This is a genomic window from Muricoccus harenae (assembly GCF_009848505.1).
Lineage (GTDB): Bacteria > Pseudomonadota > Alphaproteobacteria > Acetobacterales > Acetobacteraceae > Roseomonas > Roseomonas harenae.
In genome coordinates this window covers 37,764-57,669 of record NZ_WWDL01000007.1, presented here as the reverse complement: position 1 = coordinate 57,669, position 19,906 = coordinate 37,764, and the positions used below count along the sequence as shown (strand labels likewise).

Here is a 19,906-nt window from a genome sequence, read left to right as displayed (position 1 = left end):
CTTCATCACTATTCCACCACCATCCCGCTCACCCGCGCCACCTCCGCCCAGCGGGAGATCTCGTCGCGGATGAATGCGGCAAAGGCTTCGGGCGTGGTGCCGCCCTCCGGCGTCAGCCGCGGCGGCTCGGCGGCAAACTCCCGCATCTTCGCGATCCAATCCGGCTGCCGCACGACCGCGTCGATCTCGCGCCCCATGCACGCGACGACCGGCGCGGGCACCGCCGCCGGCGTTTGAAGGCCGAACCAGGCAACCGCATCAAAATCGGCAATCCCGGTCTCGTGCAGCGTCGGCACCTCCGGCAGCACCGTCGAACGCTCCCGGCTGGTGACAGCCAGCGCGCGGATCTGCCCACTGCGGACGAAGTTCAGCGCCGAGGGAATATTGTCCATCCCCAGCTCGATCCGCCCCGCCACCAACTCCGTCAGCATCGGCCCGGAACCGCGATAGGGCACATGCTGGATTTCGATCCCCAGCTTCGACTTCAGCAACTCCATGCAGGCATGCGGGCTGCCGCCCGTGCCGGATGACCCATAATTCAGCGTGCCTGGCTGCCGCTTCGCGGCCGCAATCATCCCGCCCACATCTGGCACGGCCACATCCTTGGCCGCCAGCAGCACATTCGCCACACGCGTGACGAGCCCCACCGCCGCAAGATCCTGCGGCCGGTAAGGCATGCGTTGCCCATAGGCGGCATAGTTGATTGCCGCCGTGCCGATCGACGTCATGAGATAGGTGTAACCATCCGGCTCAGACTTCGCGACGATATCGGCGCCGATATTGCCGCCCGCCCCGCCGCGGTTCTCCACCACCACCGGCTGCCCCAGCCGTGCTGAAAGCCGTTCCGCCAGCATACGCCCGATCAGGTCCGTCGTGCCGCCCGGCGGGAAGGGAATGATGAGCCGGATGCTGCGGCGCGGCCAGCCGGCCTCCTGCGCCCGCGCAATGGATGGCAGCGCCAGGGCACCTCCGGCCGCGAACAGGTCGCGACGCTTGACGATCGGTCCCATTCCCCGTCCCTCCTCTGGGGCGGCTTTGTGCAAGGCCGCCTCCATCTTGCTTCAGCCCGGCAACTCCAGCACGTTCTTGGCCAGGATGCCGCGCTGAATCTCGGAGCTGCCGCCATAGATCGTGGTCGGCCGCGCCTCGATGAACTGGCCGGAAGGATGCAGGTCCCGGTTGCCGCCCATCGGCTCCAGAAGCCCGGCATTCTCGCCCGCCACCTCCAGCATCAGCTCGGTGATGCGCTGGAACAGCTCCGCCTGGTGCAGCTTCAGCATGGACACGTCCGGCCCAAGGGACTCGCCGCGCCGCAGCACGGCAACGAAGGTCTCGTAGAGCGCCTTGTGGTCCTCGAGATCCAGCCGCAGCCGCGTGTAGCGGTCCTGGAACTCCGGCTCGTCGATCACCCCCATGCGCTCGGCCAGCATCTTCAGCCGCGCGAGCGCATAGCCGGACTGGCGGGGCGAGCCGAGGAAGATGCGCTCGAAGCCCAGCAGCGCCTTGGCCATGCTCCAGCCCTTGTTGGGCTCGCCCACCAGATTCTCGCGCGGGACGCGAACATTGTCGAAGAACACCTCGCAGAACTCGTCATGCAGCGCGAGGTTGATGATCGGCCTTACCGTCACGCCCGGGCTGTTCATGCCGATCAGCAGGAAGCTGATGCCCTCCTGCTTCTTCACCGTCTTGTCGGTACGAACGAGGCAAAAGATCCAGTTCGCGTCCGTCGCCAGCGTGGTCCAGATCTTCTGCCCGTTCACCACGTAATGGTCGCCGTCCAGCACCGCCTCGGTCCGCAGCGAGGCGAGGTCCGATCCGGCGCCGGGCTCGGAATAGCCCTGGCACCAGATATCCTCGCCAGCCAGGATGCGCGGCAGGAAGCGCTGGCGCTGCGCCTCGGTGCCGAAGCGGATCAGCAGCGGCCCCAGCATGATCACGCCATGATCGGGCAGGCGCGCGACGCCGTGCCGCTCATACTCCTCGATCAGGATGATCTGCTTGGAGGCGCTGAGCCCCATGCCGCCATATTCACGCGGCCAGCCCGGCGCCACCCAGCCCTTGGCCTTCACCTTCTCGAACCAGGCGCGCCCCTGGTCCCAATGCAGCCGGTGCTGCGGATTGCGCAGCTCCGCCGGATACTCGCTCTCGACGAAGCGGCGCACCTCGGCGCGGAAAGCTTCGTCGCTCAGGGCGTTCAGCTCCGTCATACCTCGTCCTCCCTTGCCTCAGCGGCGAAGCGGCGGCGATGCAGCGCGGCGGTGCCAAACTGGTTCGCCAGCACCATCGCCTTGCGCAGATACAGGCCGATATCCGCCTCATCGGTGTAGCCGATGCCGCCATGCAGCTGGATCGCCTGCTTCGTCACCAGCATGGCCGCCTCCGAAGCACGCGCCTTGGCGCGCGACACGGCAGCGCGGCGCGCGGCGCGCGGCGCCCCCGCACGATCCAGCAGGGCCGCCGCGGAATCGATGCTGGCCCGGCTCAGCGCGATCTGGATCTTCAGGTCGGCCGCACGGTGCTGCAGCGCCTGGAAGCTCCCGATCGGCTTGCCGAACTGCTGCCGCGTGCGGAGATATTCCAGCGTCAGCACAAAGGCTTGGTCCATCACGCCGAGCAGATAGGCGGCGGTGCCCAGCGCCGCCTCGTCCAGCGCATTGTCCAGGGCCTCCGCAACATCCGCCGCCAACACCTCGCCACCCAGCGGCCGAAGCGTGCCGTAGAAGCCCCCGTCCTGCGTCTTATCGAGGGTGAGATCAGCGCCCTCGCGCCGCTGAAACCGCAGTGCCAGCCCCCTATCCTGCCGCACCGGCACCAAGAAGGCATCGGCACCCCCAGCGACGGGGATGAAAAGCCGCGGCGCATCGGCGCTGCCCGGCGCCTCCAGCGTGGCAGGCCCTTCCTGCCAGGCTGTCAGCACCAGCTTCTCCCCGGAAAGCAGCCCGGCCAGCGGCCGCTCCGCCCCCGCAGCGGAGAGCAGCGCGGCCGAGAGCGCGGTCGCCACCAGCGGCTCCGGCGCCAGCGCCGCGCCCAGCTCCTCGGCCACGGCGCAGAACTCGCTCATGCCCAGCCCGGCGCCGCCCTTCTCCTCAGGCACGCGCAGCCCGATCCAGCCCTGTTCGCCCATCTGCCGCAGCACGGCAGGATCGAAGCCCGGCGCCTGGAAGCGCAGCGCCCGGATGCGCTTGCGGTCACCGCCGCGCGCCGCGATGCCGGCGGCACTGTCGCGAATCATGCGTATTGATTCGGCGCGTTCCTCGGCGCCCTGCTCCAGCGCGGCGCTCATGCGAAGACCGCCGCGCCGTTGTTGACCACAACAACGTCGCGCTCGACGACGCGCGCGCGGAAGGCACCGCTGCGCCAGATCTCGGTCCGGATGGTCTCGCCCGGATAGACCGGCGAGGAGAAGCGCAGGGACAGGCCTTTCATCGAATCCGCCTCATAATTCCCAAGCTCGCGCAGCAGCGCATGCGCCACCACGCCCAGCGTGCAGAGCCCATGCAGGATTGGGCGCGGAAAGCCGGCCTTCGCCGCCACATCAGGGTCCGCATGCAGCGGATTGTCGTCGCCGTTCAACCGGTAATACAGCGCCTGCTCGGTCCGCGTCGGCAGGTCCACCGTGATGTCCGGGGCTGCCTCCGGGATAGCATTCGGCGGGATCACCGGGCCTGAGGGACCGCCGAAGCCACCATCGCCGCGCAGGAAGGTGGTGCTGCTGGTCACCGCCAGCAGCGTCCCGCTCGCGTCCCGGATCTCCTTCTCCGAATACATCAGCGCGCCCTTCCCCTCGCCCTTGTCCACCAGCCCGGTGACACGGGTGCGGCCGATCACCTCGCCCTCAACCGGCAGCGGACGATGCAGGGTGATGCGCTGCTCCCCATGCACCACCTTCACGGCATCGATTCCCGTCTCGGGATTGGCCGCCCAGAAGCCCGGATGCGCCAGCACCACCGCCATGGAGGGCAGCACGCGCAGCTTGCGGTCCGCATCCACGAAGTCCAGCTGCCGCTTATCGAGCGGATCCTGCCCGAGCCCCACGGAAAGCGCGTAGAACACCGCATCGCGCGGGGTCACGCGCTGGCGAACCTCCGGGATGGGGAAGTTCAGCAGCTTCTCGTATTCGATCACGCCGCATCCTCCGCAATGTCGATCACCGCGTCGGCCGCGAAGGCACCCTGCCCCTCCGGCATCGCGAAAACGGGGTTCAGGTCGATCCCCGACAGCCGCGGCCCGGCCTGATGCGCAAACACCGAGAGGCGTGAGAGCATCCGTGCCAGCGCCTTGATATCCGTCGGCGGCCTGCCGCGCGCGCCCAGCAGCAGCGGTGCGCCGCGGATCAAGCGGATCATCCCCTCTGCCACCTCCTCCCCGAAGGGACAGCGGCGGAAGGAAACATCCTTCAGCACCTCCACGAAAATGCCGCCGAGGCCGAACATGGCGACCGGCCCGAATACCGGATCGCGGTGCACGCCCAGGATGCATTCCACCCCGCCCGAAAGCTGCTTCGCCACCAGAGCACCCTCGATGCGCGCCTGCGGCACCGCCTTGGCGCGCTCCATCACCAGCGCGAAGCCATCGCGCACCGCCCCCGCATCCGCCAGGTTCAGCAGCACGCCACCGATTTCCGACTTGTGCATGATGTCAGGTGAAAGGATCTTCAGCACCACCGGGAAGCCCAGCGCCTCAGCCGCCGCCACCGCGTCATCCGCCGTGGCGCAGGCGCGTTCCGGCGCGGCCTCGATTCCCGCCGCCGCCAGGATGCGCTTGGCCTCCGCCTCGCTCGGCGTGCGCGAGGGCAGCGCAACGGGCGCCATCGCCGGTGGTGCAACCGGCGGCGTAGCGGCAAAGGCATCCCCGAAGCGCCCCATTGCATGGATCGCCACCACCGCGCGGGAGGGGTCCTCGAACACCGCGAAACCGTCCTCCTCGAATTCGCGGATCTGCGGCGGATCGGCGAGCACCGAGAGAACGAACAGCCGGTCCGGATAAGCCTCGCGTGCCGCCTTCAGCTCCGTGCGCAGGCGCGGCGTGATGGAGGGCGCGCCGCCCGCATGGGTGAAGAAGTACAGGATCGAGCCGTAACCTCCCTCCTTCACCAGCGCATCCGAGAAGCGCCCCACCAGCGACAGGTCGTTCAGCACCTGCGCCGTGCAATCCACCGGATTTTGCGGCGCGCAGAAGGGCAGCGTCGTGCGCAGTGCCTGCTGCGCCGCCTCCGGCATCGGCGGCATGGGCAGCCCGATCGCCTCCGCCGCATCCGAGATCAGCACCCCGGCGCCGCCGCTGACGGTCAGCACGCCCAGCGTATTGCCAACCGGAAAGACCCGCCGCGTTGCCAGCCGCGCGATGTCCAGCAACTCCTCCGTCGTCCGCGCGCGCACCACGCCGAATTCCGACAGCACCGCATCCGTCACCGCGTCGTCCCCCGCGATGGAGGCGGTGTGGGACTTCGCGGCGGCGCTGCCCACGTCGCTGCGCCCCACCTTCATCATCACCACCGGCTTGCGGTTGCGCCGCGCCAGGTCCAACGCTGCCAGGAAGCTGGGCGCGTCGCGGATACCCTCGGAATAGGCGGCGATCACCTCCGTACCCGGGTCCTGCGCCATCCAGCCGATCAGCTCGCCGACATTGACGTCGGCCTCGTTGCCGGTGGTGACGCTGCAGGAAATGCCCATGCCGTGGTCGCGCGCCATACTGAACAGATGCATGCCATAGGCGCCGGACTGGCTGGCGATGCCGACCGGCCCGGCGATGGGATAACCGCGCTCTAGGCTGGTGCTGAAGGTGCCGTAGAAGCCGATGCGGGCATTGAACAACCCCAGGCTGTTCGGACCCAGCAGCCGCATCCCATGCCGCCGCGCCGCCACCACCAGCCGCTCCTGCGCCGCGGCCCCCTCCTCGCCCAGTTCCGCGAAGCCGGAGCTGAACATGATCGCGGCCCGGGTGCCACGCTCCGCCAGCTCGGCCACCGCCACCTCAGCCGCCGCCGAGGGCACGGCGATGATCGCCACATCCGGCACCTCGGGCAGGGCCGCGATGGAGGCATAGGCGGGTAGCCCCTGCACCACGGCATGTTTCGGATTCACCGGGAGGATGGAACCGGCAAAGCCCTGCTCCAGCATGGCCGCGATCGGCCGCCCACCGATCCGTGCCGGATCGCCGGAGGCGCCGATCACCGCGACGGAACGCGGCGCCAGCAACGCATCGAGAGGCGAGCGCGATCCGGTTTCCGTACCTGGCAATGCGTCCATTCCTGTCCCCAGGCGGCCGGCGCATCCTGTCGCGCCTGCATCCGCCCGCCTCCCTTCATCCTGGCCTTCGGCCTTCCCGGGGAGGCTAGACAGCTTCCAGCCGGCATTCAACGTGCTGAATGTTTTTCCCAGTGCAGAAACGCGTGTGCAAACCCTCCGGCAGAAAGCCGGGGCAGGCCCGACAAACGGGCACAAAGTGCCCCTGCGGCAGTCGCGCCGCACCGGCACCGAATGTCCCACCGACAAAGCTGTCGTGAAAATGTTGAGATCGGTACCGCCAACCCGCGCGAGGTCGACACGGGGTCGCGCGCCGCTCGGCCCGCGCCTGGAAGCTCATCGAATGGCCGGGCACCACACCCGCCGCGCAGTGCTCAGACGATCTCCACCGCATAGCGATGCGCGCGCGTATCCAGCCGCGAGACGCGCATCTCCACCGCCCGCCCCGCCGCATCGAAGGTCACGCGCTCGATCAACAGCAGCGGCGTACCAATGGCGCAGCCAAGCACCGCCGAATCCGGTTCCGCCGCAGCAATGGCGGACAGCTTCTCGTCCGACCGCACCACGATGATCCCGTGCCTGTTGCGGTAGTAGACGTAGATCTCCATCCCGAGCTGCTCGGGCGCCAGCGGCAGCGAAAAGCCCGGAAATAGCGCCGCCGGCAGGGTGATCCGCTCCGCGATGCGCGGCTCGCCTTCGAAGATCCGGCTGCGGTCAATGCGATGCACCTCCTCGCCCGGCGCAAGCCGCAGGCGGGCCGCCTCCTCCTCCGTCGCCGGCCCCGTCACCAATGCCGTGACCAGCGTCTCGGGCTCAACCGGCTGCCCGGCCAGGTTCCGCACGCGGAAGAACTGGCCCAGTGCCTGCTCGCTCGTCTGCTGCGCCACATAGGTGCCGCGCCCCTGCCGCCGCTGGATCAGGTGGCGTCGCTCCAGCCCGGCCAGCGCACGCCGCAGCGTCCCGGCGGACACGCCGAGTTCGGCCGCCAGCTCCGGCTCCGCGGGCAGGACCTGGCCGGACCGCCAGCTGCCCGAGACGATCCGCTCGTTCAGGATCGCTTCGACCTGGACATAAAGTGGGCGGGCGTCAGGGCGACGCATCTCGTTCAAGGGACGTTCCGAATGTCTGAATGGGAGCCTGTTCTACCATCCCGCGCCGCAACAACGCGAGGGCATGAAAGGCGCCTCTCATTCGCGCCAAGATGCCCAGGAAAACTTTTCGTGAGCATCCCAGTCCGGATGTAAACCGTCTTGTGTCTTATACAAGACCATGCGAAGTCGGAATTGCCGCCGTCAAAGACGGGCCGGGTTTGGGGAAGGAAACGAGGGGACGACGCTAGCCTCGCCGCGTAGGGCCGCGGGATGCACTGGCATCCCGGGCCGGGCGGGCAGCGTCGTCACCCCACCTCCCCCTCCTCCACCAATTTTCCTCTACAAATCATCACCAACGCTTTGCTGCGCCCTTTCTTCATGGGCGCCGCCGATGCCTAGCGGGTGCCTCCGCTTGCCCAGGCCGCCAGCTCGGCCCATCCCCCCGCCACCGCCACCCACTCGACCGCCCGCAGGGCGTCAGAACTTCGCTTTACTGAATTCACAAATATTACGTTGGCACCTCAGGGCCGTGATCAAGAAAAACTGGCCCGTCGAATACTTCACGTTAGGCATCCGCCGAAACATCCCTCGCGGATTGTGGCTGCAGCAGGGCGAAACCTTCATTTCGTCCTCACGTTATACACACCGCGAGCGACCCCGCGGCATTTTGGGTTGCGCTGGACTGCACCTTGCTGGTAGCGGTTTGGCCATGACGTCCGCGCCCCGACCGTCGGCCTCCCCCGGCCGACAGCCAAACGCGGCGTTCCCGTGCGCGATGCCGCGGAGCGCCCCTCCGACTCAAGCCGGGAGCCCGACCCCAAGACGACGCCGATCCGGCGCCGCACGGGTCGCGCTCGCCTCAACCCTCGTGATCGGCCTCGGCTCCCTCGCCGCCGGTTGCGCCACCGCCGACGAGCCTCAGCTCGCCGCGCAACCCGCCCCGCCCCCGGCCGATGTGCCCGACGGTGTCCGCCCTGCCGATGTTCCCGCAGGCGTCCGCACCGTCGCGCTCGTCGGCCCAGGCACCACGATGCGCGCCCGCCCCGCGGTGCTACGGCGGGAGGATATAGACAATCCCCGCGCCGCCTGCCTCGACGCCACGCGCCAGGCCGAGCAGGCCCACGGCATCCCCGAAGGCCTGATGGTGGCCATCGCCTTGGCCGAGTCCGGCCTGCATGGCTACGCCATGAACATCGGCGGCCGCCCCTACTATCCGGAGAACAGGGACGAGGCCCGCCGCGTCTATCACAGCGCCCGCCCCGGCCAGTTCGTCATGGCCGGCTGCGTGCAGGTGAATGCCCGCGTCCATGCCCGCAACTCCGACTGGCCGCTGGATCCCTGGCGAGCCGCCGATTGGGGTGCCAGCTACCTCCGCCAGCACTACGACACCTATGGCAACTGGGCCGATGCCATCCGGCGCTGGAACGGCGCCCTGCCCTCCGGCAACGCCCTCGCCTGCCGCGTCCAGGCGAAGCTGCAGGTGACCAATCCGGACAGCAAGGTGCTGGACAACGTGCCCTGCGGGAACACCGCGATCGCACGGGAACGCCGCAACGGCGCCGCCCTGCTGGAGATCGCCGAAGCGGCGGAGTGATCCGCCGTATCATCCCTGCCCGGACCAGGATCCTTGAAGCCGCGCCGGGAGGCCCAATCTACCCCCTCCCATGCCGGCTCCCCATCCTGAAACCTGGATGAAGGTCACCCCCCTCGGTCTCTTCTGCGAGCCGGGGGGTTTCTACATCGACCCCTCCCGGGCCGTGGACCGCGCCGTTGTCAGCCACGGCCATGCGGACCACGCGCGCCCCGGCCATGGCGCCGTGCTCGCCACCCCCGACACACTGGCCATCATGCGCGCCCGCTTCGGCGAGGACCGCGCCGGGGACCAGCAGCAGCCCCTCCCTTACGGCCAGAGCGTCACCCGCAATGGCGTCCGCATCACCCTCATCCCGGCCGGGCATGTCCTCGGCTCGGCGCAGGTCGCCCTGGAATGGCAGGGCAGCCGCATCGTGGTCTCCGGCGACTACAAGCGCCGGCGCGACCCGACCTGCGCGGGCTTCGAGCCGGTGGAATGCGACGTCTTTGTCACCGAGGCGACCTTCGCCCTCCCGGTCTTCCGCCACCCGCCCGATACCCATGAGATCCGCCGCCTGCTGGACAGCGTCGCCCTCTTCCCCGAGCGCGCCCATGTCGTCGGCGCCTATGCGCTCGGCAAAACCCAACGGATCATCGCCCTGCTGCGGGAGGCGGGCTGGGACCGCCCCGTCTATCTCCACGGCGCCGTGGAGAAGCTCTGCACCCTCTACGAATCGCTCGGCATCCGCCTTGGCGAACTCCTGCCGGTGCCGAAAGGCCTGAAGCGCGGCCATCCGCCGATCCTCGCCGGCGAAATCGTGATCGCCCCACCCTCCGCCGAAGCCACCCCCTGGGCCCGCCGCCTGGCCGATCCGGTCACCTGCGCCGCCTCCGGCTGGATGACCGTGCGTCAGCGCGCCAAGCTACGCGGAGTAGAGTTGCCCCTGATTATTTCCGACCACGCCGATTGGGACGAGTTGCTGGAGACGATCGAGGAGGTCCGCGCCCCCGAGATCTGGGTCACCCATGGCCGTGACGATGCCCTCGTCCATGCGCTGTCCTTGCGCGGCATCCGCGGCCGCGCGCTTCATCTTGTCGGCCGCGACGAGGAGGACGAGGGCGCCCCCGAGGAACCGGCACCCGCGGCGGATTCGGATGCCGGCGGGGCGCCGCATTGAGCGTCCAGGCCTTCGCCGACCTGCTGGAACGGCTGGTCTTCACCCCCGGACGCAACGCCAAGATCGCCCTGATCCGCCGCTGGTTCGCCGAACAGCCGGACCCCGAGCGCGGAGTCGGTCTCGCCGCCCTGACCGGCGAGCTCTCCTTCTCCGCCGCCAAGCCCAGCCTGGTCCGGGAGCTGGTGGAACGCCGGGTCGATCCCGTCCTCCTCGCCCTCTCCCATGACTATGTGGGCGATTTCGCCGAAACCGTCGCCCTGATCTGGCCGGAGCGGGAAGGGGTAAACGCCCCGCCCCCGGACCTCTCCGAGGTGGTGGAAAGCCTGGAACTTGCCTCCCGCGCCGAGATCCCGGCCCTGCTGGAAGGCTGGCTGGACACGCTGGATGCCGGCGGCCGCCTCGCCCTCATCAAGCTTGTCACCGGCGGGCTCCGGGTGGGCGCCTCCGCGCGCATTGCGAAAACGGCGCTGGCCGAATGGGCCGGCCAGGATATCGGCGAAATCGAGGAGGTCTGGCATGGCGTCGCCCCGCCCTACCTTCCCCTCTTCCACTGGCTCGAGGGCAAGGGACCGCGCCCCGATCCGAAGGACGCCCCGGTCTTCCGCCCGCTGATGCTCGCGCATCCGCTGGAAGCCCCCGCCGACATCGCCGCCATCGAGGCGAATCCGAACGACTGGCGCGCCGAATGGAAATGGGACGGCATCCGCGTCCAGCTCACCGCCGGCCCCGGCGGCCGCCGGCTCTGGTCCCGCACCGGCGAGGACATCTCCGGCGCCTTTCCCGAGATCGCGGAAGCCATGGATTTCCACGCCGTGCTCGACGGCGAGCTGCTGGTCGTGCGGGACGGCACCGTCGCCCCCTTTTCCGACCTGCAGCAACGGCTGAACCGCAAGGTGATCGGCCCGAAGCTGATGCGCGACTATCCCGTCGCCGTCCGCCTTTACGACCTCCTCCTGGATGGCGAGGAGGACCTGCGCGCCCTCCCCTTCGACACGCGCCGCGCACGGCTCGAAGCCTGGGCCGCCCGACACGCGCCCTCCCGCATGGACGTGTCCGAGCTCATCCGCTTCGCCAGCCTCGATGACCTCTCGGCGCTGCGCGACACGGCCCGCGCCGCCTCGATCGAGGGGCTGATGCTCAAGCGCGCGGACAGCGCCTATATCCCCGGCCGGGTGAAGGGGCTGTGGTGGAAATGGAAGCGTGCGCCGCTCGGCGTCGATGCCGTGCTGATGTATGCCCAGCGCGGCCATGGCAAGCGCAGCAGCTATTATAGTGACTACACATTCGGCCTCTGGCGAACGAACGAGGACGGCACGCGCGAGCTGGTCCCGGTCGGCAAGGCCTATTCCGGCTTCACCGACCAGGAGCTGATCTTCCTCGACCGCTGGGTCCGCAACCACACCACCGGCCGTTTCGGTCCGGTGCGGGAAGTGGAAAAAACCTTCGTGCTGGAAGTGATCTTCGACGCCGCCCAGCTCTCCACCCGCCACCGCTCCGGCGTCGCCATGCGCTTCCCCCGCATCGCCCGCCTCCGCCCCGACAAGCCGGCCGAGGAAGCGGATGTGCTGGAGACGTTGATGGCCATGGTCGAGAACCGGACGGAGTAAGGATCAGCGCGTCACCGGCGGCGAAGCCACAACTCCTCAACCGCATGGCTCCGCCCCTTGCGTACGATCAGCCGCGCCCGCTCGCGCGTCGGCTGGATGTTCTCGACCAGGTTCGGCAGGTTGGTCTGCTGCCAGATCTGCCGCGCCATATCCGCCGCCTGCTCCGGGTTCAGCCCGCGCAGGTGGTGGAAATAGGAGGTCGGCCGTTGGAAGGCGGTGCGCTGGAGCAGGAGGAACCGCTCCGTGTACCAGGACTCGATCGCCGACTGCTCGGCATCGATATAGATCGAGAAATCGAAGAAGTCCGAGGCGACGACGGCGGCCTGAGACACCGTCTGCAGCACGTTCAGCCCCTCGAAGATCAGGATGTCCGGGCTTTCGACCACCTGGAACTTGTCGGGCAGGATGTCATAGGCCTCATGCGAATAGACCGGCAGCCGCAGCTGCGGCTCCCCGGCCTTGATCCCGTTCAGGAAGGCCAGCATCCGCTTGAGGTCGTAGCTCTCCGGATAGCCCTTGCGCTGCATCAGCCCACGCTCGGTCAGCACCTTCGTTGGAAGCAGGAAGCCGTCGGTGGTGACGAGGTCCACCCGCGGATGGTCCGGCCAGCGGGAGAGCACGGTGCGCAGCAGCCGCGCGAAGGTGCTCTTGCCCACCGCCACGCTGCCGGCGACCGCTATAATATAAGGTGCCGGCGCACGCGGCCGCCCGAGGAAAGCGCTCTCCACCACCGCCTCCACCTGGCGCGCCGCCGTGACGTGCAGGTTCAGAAGCCGCGACAGCGGCAGGTAGATATCGGCCACATCGGCGATCGAAACCGGGTCGTTCAGCCCGCGCAGCTCGTTCAGCTCGGCATCCGAGAGGGTAAGCGGCGTGGCGGCGCGCAGCGCGGCCCATTCGGAACGGCTGAAGCTGAGATACGGCGCCGCATGCCGGATTTTGTCTGATCGCACGGAACGCCCCAGGTCGTCAGGCCGGCCGATGGGCGGCCGCCGGCCGGCAGTCAGCAATGGCCGCGCGGGCACGTCAATGCGGCGGGCCGCAGCCGGGGGGCGGAGGGGCGTTTCCGTCCATCCGCCCCAGGCTCAGCCAGTGGCTCAACCATAGGCCGCTTCCAGCTCCGCGATCTCCAGCTTCGTCATGCCCAACATTGTCTGCATGACGCGCCCGGCGCGGGCCGGATCGGCATCCATCAGCATCTCCGGCAGCCGCCTCGGCACCACCTGCCAGGAGACGCCGAAGCGGTCGGTCAGCCAGCCGCATTGCCCGGTCTGCCCACCATCCGAAAGCGCATCCCAGAAGCGATCGACCTCCGCCTGCGTCTCGCAGGTGATGGTCAGCGAGATAGCCGGGGTGAACTGGAAGAGAGGTCCGCCATTCAGCGCGATCACGACATGGCCATCGAGCGTGGCCGTCGCCGTCAGCACGCTGCCCGGCGCTCCGGGCCCGACCTCGCCCTGGTGCAGGACAGGACCGGGCGCCGCCTCACGGCCCGCTTGGCGGAAGGCGCCGACATAGAAGGCCACCGCCTCCTCCGCGCGCCCATCCATCCAGAGGCAGGTGGCGATCCCCGACACGCCCGCCGCCTCAGGCCGCGGCTGGGCAGGACTGCATGGCCTGCACGTCCATCCACATCACCTCCCAGATATGGCCATCCGGGTCCTCAAAGCTGCGGCCGTACATGAAGCCGTGGTCCTGCTTGAAGCCCGGATCGGCCATGCCGCCCGAAGCGGCCGCAGCCCCCACCATCTCGTCCACCGCCTCGCGGCTTTCGGAAGACAGACAGAGCAGCACCTCGCTCGCCGCGCGCGCTTCGGCGATCGGGCGCGGGGTGAACTGCCGGAACTTGTCGTGCGTCAGCAGCATCACATGGATCGTCTCGGAGAAGACCATGCAGGCGGCGGTGTCGTCGGAGAATTGCGGGTTCTTCTGCGCACCGATGGCCTCATAGAAGGCCACGGCCTTTGGCAGGTCGGCCACAGGCAGGTTCACGAAGATCATGCGACTCATGGGGACATCCCTTTCTTGGCGGCTGCTTGATCTGGATGCCTCACGTAGTTATAAAATGCAACGATGAGGTTAGAAAAAATTACTGAAGGATCTGCTGCCCAGCGCCGCCGCTGGTACGAGGATGCCTGCGGCGCCGCCCATGCCCTCGACCTGCTGGGCGAGCGCTGGTCGCTTCTGGTGATGCGCGAACTGATGTTCGGCCCGAAACGCTTCGGCGATCTGCGCGCCAGCCTGCCCGGCATCAGCGCGAATATCCTGACGCAGCGGCTGGAGGGGCTGGAAGCCGCGGGCGTGCTGGTGCGGCGGAAGCTCCCGCCACCCGCCTCGACCCAGGTCTATGAGCTGACCGAATGGGGGCTGGAGAGCGAGCCGATCTTCCAGGCGCTGGGCCGCTGGGCGGTGCGCTCCCCTCATCACGATCCCAGCCTGCCCTTCAGCGCCGCCTCGCTCCTGCTCTCTCTCCGCACCATGCTCGATCCGTCGCGCGCCGTGGGGATCGAGGCGCGGATCGGCTTCCGCCTCGGGGCGGAGTTTTTCGTGGCGCAGCTGGCGGAAGGGCGTATCGAGATCGCCGCCGGCACGCCCGAGGGGACGGATGCCATCTTCTCCGGTGAGCCGCGGGTGATCGCCGCCGCCATCTATGGCGGCCAGGCGCTGGAGTCGCTCGAAGCGGCCGGCGCCCTGACGGTCGAAGGGGACCGCGTGCTGGCGCGCTGGTTCACAAGCCTCTTTCCCCTGCCGCCCAAGGCTGAGATGCCCAAGCGCTGACGGTCAGGGCCCGCGCCAGATCACCTGCGGCCCGATGGCATCCAGCGTCGGACAGCCGGTCTGCACCATGGCCGCCTCCAGCTCCGTCCGCAGCAGCTTCAGTACATGGGCGACACCCATGGCGCCGGCCACCGCCAGCCCATGCAGCACAGGTCGCCCGACCAGCACCGCCTGGGCGCCGAGCGCCCGCGCCTTCAGCACATCGGTGCCACGCCGGATGCCGCCATCCAGCAGGACCGGGACGCGCCCCGCCACCTGGCGCGCAATGGCGGGCAGCGCGTCGATGGCGGCAGGCTGGGTGTCCAGCACGCGGCCGCCATGGTTGGAGACGATGATCCCGTCGGCACCCTCCGCGATGGCCCGCTCGGCATCCTCGGGCACCATGATGCCCTTCAGCAGCAGCGGCAGGCGCGTCGCGGCGCGAAGGGCGGCGATGTCCTCCCATCCGGCGGTGGCCTGGACGGCGCCGAAAATTTCGCTCGCTCCCTCCGGCACCGTGGGCTGCGCGGCGCCGCGCAGATTTACGGCTTCGACTCCGGGCGGCAGGCGGAAGCCGACGCGCTGCTCGCGGTTGCGTAGGCTGATCGGCGCATCCACCGTCACCACGAGCGCCACATAACCCGCCGCCTCGGCACGGCGCACCAGGGCAAGGGTGAAGCCGCGATCCGGCTGGATATAGAGCTGGAACCAGGGCCGCACGCTCGCCTGGGCCGCGATGGCTTCGATCGGCAGGCTCGCCTGAGCACTGACCACCATGCAGGAGCGCGTGGCGGAAGCCCCGAGCATGGTCGCCGCCTCCCCATCGGGATGGACCAGCCGGTGGAAGGCGCTGGGCGCCACGAGGATGGGATGTTCGAGATCCTGCCCGAGGAGCCGCAGCCGCGTATGCGCCGCCCCCATCGGCACCAGCACGCGCGCGTTCAGCCGCAGCCGGTCGAACCCCGCCCGGTTCTCCCGGAGCGTCAGCTCGTCCCCCGCCCCGCCGCCGACATAGGCCCAGGCATTCTCGCCCATCCGCTCGCGCGCCGCCTGCTCGTAATCCGGCACGCAGACGATGCCGTCCGGAATCGGGGTGAAGGCCAGGGGGGCGGACATGCGGCAGGCTTAGAGCGGATCGCCGCATGGCGGAACCGCCGGTGCCAGGATCCGAAACCTCTCGTTTGCGTGAGATCGGCCAGGGGTTAGAACCATCGGCAGCGAATCCGCCGACCGCCCCGCCCCTTCGCCCGAAGCTGGTCCGGCGCCTTGCCAGAAAGGGGAGCGGCGCCGTGCCAGTAAACGTTCCCTTGCAGGCCTATACGGCCGTGCTGCTCGTGCTGGTCGGCATGATCTTCGTCATTGTCGGTGCCACGGACCGGCGGAGGCGCTGGCTTCTCACCTGCAGCCTACCCCTCGGCGCGGGCGCCTGCGCCGCGGCCCTGATGACCGATCCCAGCCTGCTGCCCGGCCTCTGGGCGCTGCAGCTTGCCGGTGCATTCCTCCTCGCCGTCCATGGCTTCGGCTGGCAGGTCGTGCGGCGGTTCCAGGGCCGGTCCTCGGTTGTGGGATGGGCTATCGGCCTTCCGGTTGCCTGGCTCCTGTTCTCGGTCTTTATCTGCGAAACCTGGAAACTGCCTGAAGCGAGCGCCGCGGGCCGCGCCCTGGTGACAGCGATCTTCAACGGCCTATCCGCCCGGGAACTGGTGCGCGAGCGCTCGGATGCCCTGCCCTCCCGCGCCTTGCTACGCGCCAGCTTCCTGTTCTTCCTGGTGGTGGCGGCGCTGCGGATCGCGCTTTCGGCCTTGCTCCCGACGCCGCTGGGTGGCCTGCCCAGCACCGCCTGGGCCGTGGTAGCCTTCAATGTTCTCGCGATCGCGCAGTTGCTGCTGACGGCGGCCCTGCTGATCATCCTCGTGCGGGAGCGTGAGACGCTGGAAAGCGAACGCCTCACGCTCCGCGACCCGCTCACCGGCCTGCTCAACCGCCGCGCCTATGACCAGGAGGCTGGCCTGGCCGCTACCCGGGCCATGGGCCGCGTCAGCCGCCCGATCTATGGCCGGCGCAGCCGGGACCAGACCAGCGGAGGACCGCTGACCCTGCTCGTCTTTGACATCGACCGCTTCAAGTCGGTGAATGACCGCTTCGGCCATGATGTCGGCGATCAGGTGATCCGCCTGGCCGCCAAGCTCGCCGAATCGGTCCGGTCCGAGTCCGACAGCGTCTATCGCGTGGGCGGCGAGGAATTCGTCTGCCTGCTGCGAAACGCCTCCGCCGAGCGCGGCATGGAGGTGGCGGAGCGCCTGCGCGGCGCCTTTGAGTTCGCCGCGAGCACAGTGGACGGGTTGAGGATCGGTGCCACGCTCAGCCTCGGCGTCGCCTCGAGCGATGACACCTGGCCGGATATCCGGGCTCTCTTCACCGAGGCGGACAAGGCCCTCTACGCGGCCAAGCATGCGGGGCGGAATCGCAGCGTCCTTGCACCCTCCCTGCGGGAGGCCGCCTAGCGGGTCTTGACCTTCCCATGATGGGAAGCCCCATCTGTCCCGGCGACGGAAGGATGACGACCATGACCTTGCCCAGGACCGTTGCCGAAGCCACCCGCCTCACCCTGCCTGTCGAAGGCATGACCTGCGCCGGCTGCGCGGGCCGCGTCGAGCGCGCCCTGGCCGCCGTGCCGGGCGTCACGAATGCCGCCGTGAATTTGGCGACACGCCGCGCGACGGTGGAGGGCGAAGCGCTCGACCCCACCGCTCTGCGCGAGGCCGTGGCGAAGGCTGGCTATTCCTCGCCCGAGGCCAGAACGGAAATTGGTGTGGAGGGAATGAGTTGCGCCTCCTGCGCCGGGCGGGTGGAGCGGGCCCTCACCGCCCTGCCGGGGGTGACGGGCGCCTCGGTGAACCTGGCCACGCATCGCGCCACCATCCGCCACGCCCCGGATGCGGTGGACCGCTCCGCCCTGGAATCCGCGATCCGCAAGGCCGGCTACCAGCCCGCCCCGGAGCCGCATGCCCATCACCAACATCATCACGGCGCCGATGCCGCCGATCCCCATGCCCATCACGCCGGTCCGCCAGAGGCCCGGGAGGAGGCGGGGCTGCGGCGCGAGACGCTGGTCGCCCTTGCCCTCGCGGCGCCGCTCTTCCTCATCGAGATGGGCGGTCACCTGTTTCCCGCCCTGCATCACGCCGTGGACGGGCCGGTCTGGCGCTGGGCGCAACTCGCCCTGGCCACCCTCGTACTGTTCGGCCCCGGCTGGCGTTTTCACCGCATCGGGTGGCCGGCCCTGCTGCGCGGCGGGCCGGAGATGAACAGCCTCGTTGCCCTCGGGACGCTGGCAGCCTGGGTCTATTCGGCCGTGGTCACGCTCTTCCCGGCGCTGGTGCCGGAGGGGCAGCGGCATGTGTATTTCGAGGCCGCGGCGGTGATCGTGGCGCTGGTGCTGCTCGGCCGCTGGCTGGAGGCACGCTCGCGTGGCCGGGCCTCGGTGGCCATCCGCCGCCTGCTCGACCTGCAGCCGCCTACCGCCCGCGTCGAGCGCGACGGGCGCGAGGTGGAAATTCCCGCCGCCGCGCTGCGCGTCGGCGATGTGATGACCATCCGCCCCGGCGAGCGGGTGCCCACCGATGCCGTGGTGCTGGAAGGCGAGAGCCATCTCGACGAATCCATGGTCACAGGCGAATCCCTCCCCATGCGACGCGGGCCGGGCGATGCGGTGGTGGGCGGCACGGTGAACGGCCAGGGCGCGTTGCGCCTGCGCGCCACCGCGGTCGGCTCGGCCACGGTGCTCGCGCGCATCACCCGGCTGGTGGAGGAGGCGCAGGGCGGCAAGCTGCCGATCCAGGCGCTGGCGGATCGGGTGACGCGCTGGTTCGTGCCGGCGGTGATCGGGGTGGCCGCCCTTACCTTCCTTGGCTGGCTGGCTTTCGGCCCCGATCTTCCCCATGCGCTGGTGGCGACGGTGGCGGTGCTCATCATTGCCTGCCCATGCGCCATGGGGCTGGCCACGCCAGTCGCCGTGATGGTCGGCACCGGGCGCGGCGCGGAGTTGGGCGTGCTGTTCCGGCGCGGCGCCGCGCTGCAGGCGCTGCGGGACGTGACGACGGTCGTCATGGACAAGACCGGCACGCTGACCGAAGGCCGCCCCGCCCTGACCGACCTGATCCCCGCCCCCGGCTTCGACGAAGCGACCGTCTTGCCCCTGATCGCCGCCGCCGAGTCCGGCAGCGAGCATCCGCTGGCTGAGGCCATCCGCTCGGCCGCCACCGAACGCGGCCTGTCCGTGCCGGCGGCCTCAGGGTTTCAGGCCATCCCGGGCATGGGGTTGCGGGCCATGGTGGAGGGACGGCGCGTGGAAGTGGGCGCCGATCGCTTCATGGCCTCGCTCGGCCTGGAGGTGGCGCCCTTCGCCGAGGCCGCAGCGCGGCTGGGGGACCAGGGCCGCACGCCGATATATGCCGCGATCGACGGGCGGCTCGCCGCCATCCTCGCCGTGGCCGACCCGGTGCGCCCGACCAGCGCCCTGGCGCTGCAGGCGCTGCGCGGCATGGGGCTGCACCTGGCCATGGTGAGCGGCGACAACCGCCGCACCGCCGAGGCCATCGCCCGCCCGCTCGGCATCGAGGCCGTGGAGGCGGAGGTGCTGCCGGAGGGCAAGGTGGATGCGGTGCGCCGCCTGCGCGGCGAAGGCGCCCTCGCCTTCGTTGGCGACGGCATCAACGACGCCCCGGCCCTGGCCGCCGCCGATGTGGGCATCGCCATCGGCACGGGCACGGATGTGGCGATCGAAAGCGCTGATGTGGTGCTGATGTCCGGCGACCCGCGCGGCATTCCCACCGCCATCGCCCTCAGCCGGGCGACGATGGCGAATATCCGCCAGAACCTGTTCTGGGCCTTCGCCTATAATGTTGTGCTGATCCCGGTGGCGGTGGTGGGGCTGCTCTCGCCGGTGCTGGCGGCGGCGGCGATGGGGCTGTCCAGCGTCTTCGTCGTCGGCAATGCGCTGCGGCTGCGGGGGTTCGATGCGCCATGAGGATCGGGGAAGCGGCGGAGGCCTCTGGCGTCTCCGCCAAGATGATCCGGCATTACGAGGCGGTCGGGCTGCTGCCAGCCGCCGCGCGGCGGGATTCCGGCTACCGCGCCTATGAGGATGGGGACGTGCATCGGCTGCGCTTCATCCGCCGCGCCCGGGACCTTGGCTTCTCCCTGACCGAGATCGCCGGTCTCCTCGCCCTCTGGGGTGACCGGGGGCGGGCCAGCGCGGAGGTGAAGCGGCTGGCCCTGGCCCATGTGGAGGCGCTGGAGACGAAGGCGCGGGACCTTTCGGCCATGGCCGCGACGCTGCGGCACCTGGCGGCGCATTGCCATGGTGACGAGCGCCCCGAATGCCCGATTCTGGAGGAGCTCGCGGGCGAAGCTCCGGCCCATGGCGCGGCCCCATCCCGGCGTGGATGACCTGG

At 69.4% G+C, this 19,906-nt stretch carries 17 protein-coding genes; 7 read left to right on the top strand and 10 right to left on the bottom strand.

Annotated features, from left to right (window positions below; translation table 11 throughout):
* Positions 1-8: 8 nt before the first annotated feature.
* From GSE44_RS07375 to GSE44_RS07350, 6 genes are all read right to left on the bottom strand, one after another.
* Positions 9-1,010, bottom strand: a complete 1,002-nt coding sequence (locus GSE44_RS07375; protein ID WP_159348148.1) for a Bug family tripartite tricarboxylate transporter substrate binding protein — start codon at positions 1,008-1,010, stop codon at positions 9-11.
* A 51-nt stretch (positions 1,011-1,061) separates the two neighbouring features.
* Positions 1,062-2,207 (bottom strand): acyl-CoA dehydrogenase family protein, encoded by a 1,146-nt coding sequence (locus GSE44_RS07370; protein ID WP_159348147.1) that lies wholly within the window; start codon positions 2,205-2,207, stop codon positions 1,062-1,064.
* Complete coding sequence (locus GSE44_RS07365; protein ID WP_159348146.1) at positions 2,204-3,283, bottom strand: acyl-CoA dehydrogenase family protein; 1,080 nt, start codon at positions 3,281-3,283, stop codon at positions 2,204-2,206. The genes GSE44_RS07370 and GSE44_RS07365 overlap by 4 nt, the downstream gene beginning before the upstream one ends.
* A complete protein-coding gene (locus GSE44_RS07360; protein ID WP_159348145.1) occupies positions 3,280-4,125 on the bottom strand; it encodes a MaoC/PaaZ C-terminal domain-containing protein in 846 nt (281 codons plus the stop codon). The genes GSE44_RS07365 and GSE44_RS07360 overlap by 4 nt, the downstream gene beginning before the upstream one ends.
* Positions 4,122-6,239, bottom strand: coding sequence for an acetate--CoA ligase family protein (locus GSE44_RS07355; protein ID WP_235924610.1), 2,118 nt, complete (start codon positions 6,237-6,239; stop codon positions 4,122-4,124). Before GSE44_RS07355 ends, GSE44_RS07360 begins: the two co-directional genes overlap by 4 nt.
* Before the next feature lie 380 nt (positions 6,240-6,619).
* Complete coding sequence (locus GSE44_RS07350; RefSeq protein WP_159348217.1) at positions 6,620-7,345, bottom strand: GntR family transcriptional regulator; 726 nt, start codon at positions 7,343-7,345, stop codon at positions 6,620-6,622.
* A gap of 859 nt (positions 7,346-8,204) precedes the next feature.
* Here GSE44_RS07350 and GSE44_RS07345 point away from each other — a divergent pair.
* The 3 genes from GSE44_RS07345 to GSE44_RS07335 all read left to right on the top strand — a co-directional run bounded on the left by GSE44_RS07345 (position 8,205) and on the right by GSE44_RS07335 (position 11,693).
* Positions 8,205-8,930 carry a transglycosylase SLT domain-containing protein gene (locus tag GSE44_RS07345; RefSeq protein WP_235924609.1) on the top strand — a complete coding sequence of 242 codons (726 nt, stop codon included), beginning with the start codon at positions 8,205-8,207 and terminating at the stop codon, positions 8,928-8,930.
* 97 nt (positions 8,931-9,027) lie between these two features.
* Positions 9,028-10,086 (top strand): ligase-associated DNA damage response exonuclease, encoded by a 1,059-nt coding sequence (locus tag GSE44_RS07340; RefSeq protein ID WP_159348143.1) that lies wholly within the window; start codon positions 9,028-9,030, stop codon positions 10,084-10,086.
* On the top strand, positions 10,083-11,693 hold the full coding sequence (locus GSE44_RS07335; protein ID WP_159348142.1) for a cisplatin damage response ATP-dependent DNA ligase: 1,611 nt from the start codon (positions 10,083-10,085) through the stop codon (positions 11,691-11,693). Before GSE44_RS07340 ends, GSE44_RS07335 begins: the two co-directional genes overlap by 4 nt.
* A gap of 11 nt (positions 11,694-11,704) precedes the next feature.
* On the opposite strand, the gene coaA is transcribed toward GSE44_RS07335, so the two are convergent.
* The 3 genes from coaA to GSE44_RS07320 all read right to left on the bottom strand — a co-directional run bounded on the left by coaA (position 11,705) and on the right by GSE44_RS07320 (position 13,703).
* Positions 11,705-12,646 (bottom strand): type I pantothenate kinase, encoded by a 942-nt coding sequence (coaA, locus tag GSE44_RS07330; RefSeq protein WP_201305967.1) that lies wholly within the window; start codon positions 12,644-12,646, stop codon positions 11,705-11,707.
* Positions 12,647-12,790: 144 nt separating this feature from the next.
* Entirely contained in the window at positions 12,791-13,270 is a 480-nt protein-coding gene (locus tag GSE44_RS07325; protein WP_159348141.1) for a VOC family protein, read from the bottom strand.
* Positions 13,271-13,280: 10 nt separating this feature from the next.
* Entirely contained in the window at positions 13,281-13,703 is a 423-nt protein-coding gene (locus GSE44_RS07320) for a VOC family protein (RefSeq protein WP_159348140.1), read from the bottom strand.
* A gap of 63 nt (positions 13,704-13,766) precedes the next feature.
* Between GSE44_RS07320 and GSE44_RS07315 the strand changes: the two genes are divergently transcribed.
* Positions 13,767-14,471 carry a winged helix-turn-helix transcriptional regulator gene (locus tag GSE44_RS07315; RefSeq protein ID WP_159348139.1) on the top strand — a complete coding sequence of 235 codons (705 nt, stop codon included), beginning with the start codon at positions 13,767-13,769 and terminating at the stop codon, positions 14,469-14,471.
* A gap of 3 nt (positions 14,472-14,474) precedes the next feature.
* Here the strand turns inward: GSE44_RS07315 and GSE44_RS07310 are convergent, their stop codons facing one another.
* Positions 14,475-15,566: an alpha-hydroxy acid oxidase gene (locus tag GSE44_RS07310; RefSeq protein WP_159348138.1), complete on the bottom strand. Its 1,092-nt coding sequence runs from the start codon at positions 15,564-15,566 to the stop codon at positions 14,475-14,477.
* A gap of 173 nt (positions 15,567-15,739) precedes the next feature.
* Between GSE44_RS07310 and GSE44_RS07305 the strand changes: the two genes are divergently transcribed.
* The 3 genes from GSE44_RS07305 (at position 15,740) to cueR (ending at position 19,901) form a co-directional block, all read left to right on the top strand.
* Positions 15,740-16,954, top strand: a complete 1,215-nt coding sequence (locus GSE44_RS07305) for a GGDEF domain-containing protein (RefSeq protein WP_159348137.1) — start codon at positions 15,740-15,742, stop codon at positions 16,952-16,954.
* A 62-nt stretch (positions 16,955-17,016) separates the two neighbouring features.
* On the top strand, positions 17,017-19,479 hold the full coding sequence (locus GSE44_RS07300; protein ID WP_159348136.1) for a heavy metal translocating P-type ATPase: 2,463 nt from the start codon (positions 17,017-17,019) through the stop codon (positions 19,477-19,479).
* Complete coding sequence (cueR, locus tag GSE44_RS07295; RefSeq protein ID WP_159348135.1) at positions 19,476-19,901, top strand: Cu(I)-responsive transcriptional regulator; 426 nt, start codon at positions 19,476-19,478, stop codon at positions 19,899-19,901. The genes GSE44_RS07300 and cueR overlap by 4 nt, the downstream gene beginning before the upstream one ends.
* The last annotated feature ends 5 nt before the right edge of the window (positions 19,902-19,906 follow it).